The 4,055-nt window shown below is 62.3% G+C and carries 7 protein-coding genes; 2 read left to right on the top strand and 5 right to left on the bottom strand.

Going from position 1 to position 4,055, the window contains the following annotated elements:
- A partial coding sequence (locus tag EOA24_RS29515) for a LysR substrate-binding domain-containing protein (RefSeq protein ID WP_127410360.1) occupies positions 1-727 on the top strand: 727 nt, incomplete at its 5' end.
- A 58-nt stretch (positions 728-785) separates the two neighbouring features.
- Here the strand turns inward: EOA24_RS29515 and rpsI are convergent.
- From rpsI to EOA24_RS29540, 5 genes are all read right to left on the bottom strand, one after another.
- Complete coding sequence (rpsI, locus tag EOA24_RS29520) at positions 786-1,256, bottom strand: 30S ribosomal protein S9 (protein WP_040999876.1); 471 nt, start codon at positions 1,254-1,256, stop codon at positions 786-788.
- Entirely contained in the window at positions 1,256-1,720 is a 465-nt protein-coding gene (gene rplM / locus EOA24_RS29525; RefSeq protein WP_040983169.1) for a 50S ribosomal protein L13, read from the bottom strand. The genes rpsI and rplM overlap by 1 nt, the downstream gene beginning before the upstream one ends.
- Before the next feature lie 267 nt (positions 1,721-1,987).
- On the bottom strand, positions 1,988-2,386 hold the full coding sequence (locus tag EOA24_RS29530) for a type II toxin-antitoxin system HicB family antitoxin (RefSeq protein WP_126082863.1): 399 nt from the start codon (positions 2,384-2,386) through the stop codon (positions 1,988-1,990).
- A gap of 28 nt (positions 2,387-2,414) precedes the next feature.
- Complete coding sequence (locus EOA24_RS29535; protein WP_126083820.1) at positions 2,415-2,600, bottom strand: type II toxin-antitoxin system HicA family toxin; 186 nt, start codon at positions 2,598-2,600, stop codon at positions 2,415-2,417.
- A 44-nt stretch (positions 2,601-2,644) separates the two neighbouring features.
- A complete protein-coding gene (locus EOA24_RS29540; protein ID WP_126082862.1) occupies positions 2,645-3,100 on the bottom strand; it encodes a PaaI family thioesterase in 456 nt (151 codons plus the stop codon).
- A 152-nt stretch (positions 3,101-3,252) separates the two neighbouring features.
- Here EOA24_RS29540 and EOA24_RS29545 point away from each other — a divergent pair.
- Positions 3,253-4,055: enoyl-CoA hydratase (locus tag EOA24_RS29545; RefSeq protein ID WP_127410361.1), on the top strand; the 803-nt coding region annotated here is incomplete at its 3' end.

The following is a 4,055-nucleotide window of genomic DNA, read 5'->3' on the forward strand; positions in this document are numbered from 1 at the left end:
GGCTGGCGCCGGTCTGCTGGCGCGGCTCGGCCCCGCACTGGGGGAGGTCGAAGCCGCGCTCGATGTGGTGAACGGCTTTCGCGATCGGCCCGCCGGAACCCTGCGGCTCAATGTGCCGATAAGCGCCTCGCGGCTGGTGTTGCCAAGAATCGTTCCGGGTTTTCTGGCGGCCTATCCGGCCATTCGCCTGGAGGTGATCGCCGAGGAGAACTTTATCGATCTGCTGGTGGCCGGCTGCGATGCCGGCATCCGCTATGACGAGCGGCTGGAGCAGGACATGATCGCCGTGCCGATCGGACCGCGCACGCAGCGCTTCACCACCTCCGCAGCACCAGCCTATCTTGATCGCCACGGCCGGCCACAGCACCCGCGCGACCTGCTTGGCCATGCCTGCATACGCGGCCGCTTCCCGAGCGGGGTCATGACGCCCTGGGAGTTCGAGCGGGACGGTGAGGTGGTGCGCGTCGACACCACCGGACCATTGCTCGTCAGCATTGGCGGAGGCGTCGATCTCGCTGTCGACGCGGCGATTGCCGGTGTCGGCATTCTCTGGCTGTTCGAGGACTGGGTGCGCCCGCATTTCGAGAGCGGCGCGCTGGAGCCCGTGCTGGAGCCGTGGTGGCAGGAATTTTCCGGGCCGTTTCTCTACTATCCCGGGCGCCGCTTGGTGCCCGCGCCGCTGCGCGCCTTCATCGACTACATCAAAACGCCGGCCGGGCACTGGTAGCGGAAAACAAAAAGGCCGCTCGGAGGCGGCCTTTTCGAAAGCTTGGATTTCCCAGCGCTTAGCGCTTCGAGAACTGGAAGCTGCGGCGGGCTTTCGCCTTGCCGTACTTCTTGCGCTCGACCACGCGGCTGTCGCGGGTCAGGAATCCGCCCTTCTTGAGCACCGAGCGCAGGCCCGGCTCATAGTAGGTCAGCGCCTTGGAGATGCCGTGACGGACCGCACCGGCCTGACCGGAGAGGCCGCCGCCGATGACGGTGGCGACGATGTCGTACTGGCCGGCGCGGTTGGCCGCGACGATCGGCTGGTTGAGGATCATCTGCAGCACCGGACGCGCGAAATAGGTCGCGAATTCCTTGTCGTTGACAGTGATCTTGCCGGAGCCCGGCTTCACCCAGACGCGCGCGATGGCGTTCTTGCGCTTGCCGGTGGCGTAAGCGCGGCCCGACTTGTCGAGCTTCTGGACATGCACGGGCGCGGCCGGCTGCGCGGCGACGGTGCCGAGTTCTGCGAGCGAGGAAAGCTCAGCCATTACGAAGCCCTCTTGTTCTTGGAGTTCAGCTTGGCCACGTCGAGCGTGACGGGCTGCTGAGCGGTGTGCGGATGCTCGGCGCCGGCATAGACGCGGAGATTCTTCATCTGACGGCGGCCAAGCGGGCCGCGCGGGATCATGCGCTCGACGGCCTTCTCGACGACGCGCTCGGGGAAACGGCCCTCGAGCAGCTGGCGCGCGGTGCGCTCCTTGATGCCGCCGGGATGGCCAGTGTGCCAGTAATAGACCTTGTCGGTGTATTTTTTGCCGGTGAACACCACCTTGTCGGCATTGATGACGATGACGTTGTCGCCATCATCGACATGCGGGGTGAAGGTGGGCTTGTGCTTGCCGCGCAGATGGTTGGCGATGACGGTGGCCAGACGACCGACGACGAGACCTTCGGCGTCGATCAGCACCCACTTCTTCACCACATCCGCAGGCTTCTGCGAAAAGGTAGCCATGGTTTTGCTCTCAGGTTGACCTTTCTCGTCCACGAGGGACAAGAGAAGGCGTTTCTTGTTGCTTGGATTGACGGAAAGCCGAGCCACCCGCCAATAACAAAACGGCGGCCGTTGCGGGCCGCTGCTTCGCGAGGGCTTATAGGCGAGGGCACTTTATACGTCAAGGCAGCGGAAAATGCGTTTAGCGAGTAAAATAAAGAAAAAACAATGGCTTGGCTGAACGGTATTATTTTACCACAAAAGTAATCGATGCCAGTCGCCCTCGCGCTAGTGCTTTGCCTCAATTTCCCTGCGGGCGGCGCTTGAGAGAAATGCGGACCTGGTGATGCCGCGCTCGCGCGCGGCGGCATCGATTGCGCGCAGGACACCGCGTTCGAATGTCACGTTCGCCCTGACCACGGCACTGTCATTGTCGATCAGCGGCACGGAGACCAGATAAGCTCCTTCAGATAGCGCGGTACGGATATCGGCAAGCGATACAATCGCCTCATGGCTGGAGGGTTCAGGCACGGACATATCCTCGGCCCAAAGTTGCAGGGCCTCGATTGCATTCGGCACGATATCCTCGGGTACATCGGCCGCTGAAAAACAGCCCGGAATGTCGGGGAAGCGAATACCAAATGCGCTGTCGGCATCCTTCTCAACCAGCGCGAAGTAGTTCTTCATTACAGTCTCCTGATTGTATACTTCAGGTCTAGCGAATCCAGCCTGCCTGTTTGGCGATCGCGCGAGCAGTGCCGACTGGCAGATCTTTTTCCGGGTGCGGAACGACAAGCACGATGGCGCCTTTCCGGAATTTGTGATGCGAGCCCCGAACTGAGACCAATTCGAAGCCGTCGTCTCTCAGCCGCTTTATGATGCGGCGGCTGTCACGCTCGATCAAATGTCACCTATGCGCATATATATACACATCTCGCTGCGATATCAAGTTTGAGAAGACTTACGAGGGATCGAATAGGTCCCCGTGGCATGGGCCACAGTGTGCCCATCCGGGCCCGCCACGATGTCGATGTCGAACACCATCAGGCTCTTGCCGAGCTTCAGGATCCGGCAATGGCCGTCGATTGGACCGGCTTCGGCCTTGCGCATGAAGTTGATGTCGAGATTGACGGTCACCGACCGCGCGTCCGGTCCGGCGTGGCTGAGCACGCAGACATAGCCGCCGATGTCGGCCAGCGTGAACAGCGACGGACCGGACACCGTGCCGCCGGGACGCAGATGCCGTTCGTCGGCGTTGAGCCGAACCGTGCAGCCGCCGGGAAATACGTCGATCGCCTCATAGGAGGTGAAACTGTCGTTGAGCTGCGGATAGACGCTTGCCATCAGCGCATTGACTTCGGCCGCATCGAGCATTGGCTTCAGATCGCTTTGGGCGGGCATGGGCAACGTCCTATATGAGGTGACAAGCTCCGGGCGATATGCCTGGACCAAACGGTGCGACGGAGAAAACACGCCTCGCGGCTGTTCTTCAACCGGCAGCGTGCTAGTTCTGTTGCTCCATGCGCCGCGAGCGCTGACCCGAAAGGTTGGACATGGCTGAAGTCGTTGCCATCAAGCCCGCCGTCGCCGACGGCCCCGTTCTTGTCAGTCGGGACAAGGGCGTCCTGCGCCTCACGCTTGCCAGCCCGCCGGCCAATGCGCTGTCGCTGGCGACGATGGCAGCGCTGCAGGCAGAGTTCGATCGCGTGAAGGCCGACAAATCCGTGCGCGTCATCATCCTGGCTGCGTCCGGAAAAGTGTTCTGCGCCGGTCACGACCTCAAGGAGATGACGGCGCACCGCGCCGAGCCGGACCGCGGCAAAGCCTTCTTCGAAAGAACCTTCGCTGCCTGCGCGATGTTGATGCAGACCATCGTTCGCCACCCGAAGCCGGTCATCGCCGAGGTCGACGGTCTCGCCACCGCCGCCGGTCTGCAACTGGTCGCGAGCTGCGACCTCGCCATCGCCTCGCACGAGGCCACCTTCTGCACGCCGGGCGTCAATATCGGGCTGTTCTGCTCGACGCCCATGGTGGCGCTGTCGCGCAATGTCTCGCGCAAGCAGGCGATGGAAATGCTGCTCACCGGCGAGACGATCGACGCCGCGACCGCCAAGGAATTCGGCCTGATCAATCGCATCGTGCCGCGTGAATATCTCAACCAGGTTGTCGACAAATACGCCCAAACCATTGCTTCCAAGTCATCTTTGGTGGTCAACACCGGCAAGGAAGCCTTCTACGCCCAGGCCGAAATGGGGCTGGCCGACGCCTATGCCTATACCGGCCGCGTGATGGTCGAGAACATGCTGGCGCGCGACGCCGAGGAAGGCATCGGCGCCTTCATCGGCAAGCGCAAGCC

It is taken from the genome of Mesorhizobium sp. M2A.F.Ca.ET.039.01.1.1 (assembly GCF_003998035.1).
Lineage (GTDB): Bacteria > Pseudomonadota > Alphaproteobacteria > Rhizobiales > Rhizobiaceae > Mesorhizobium.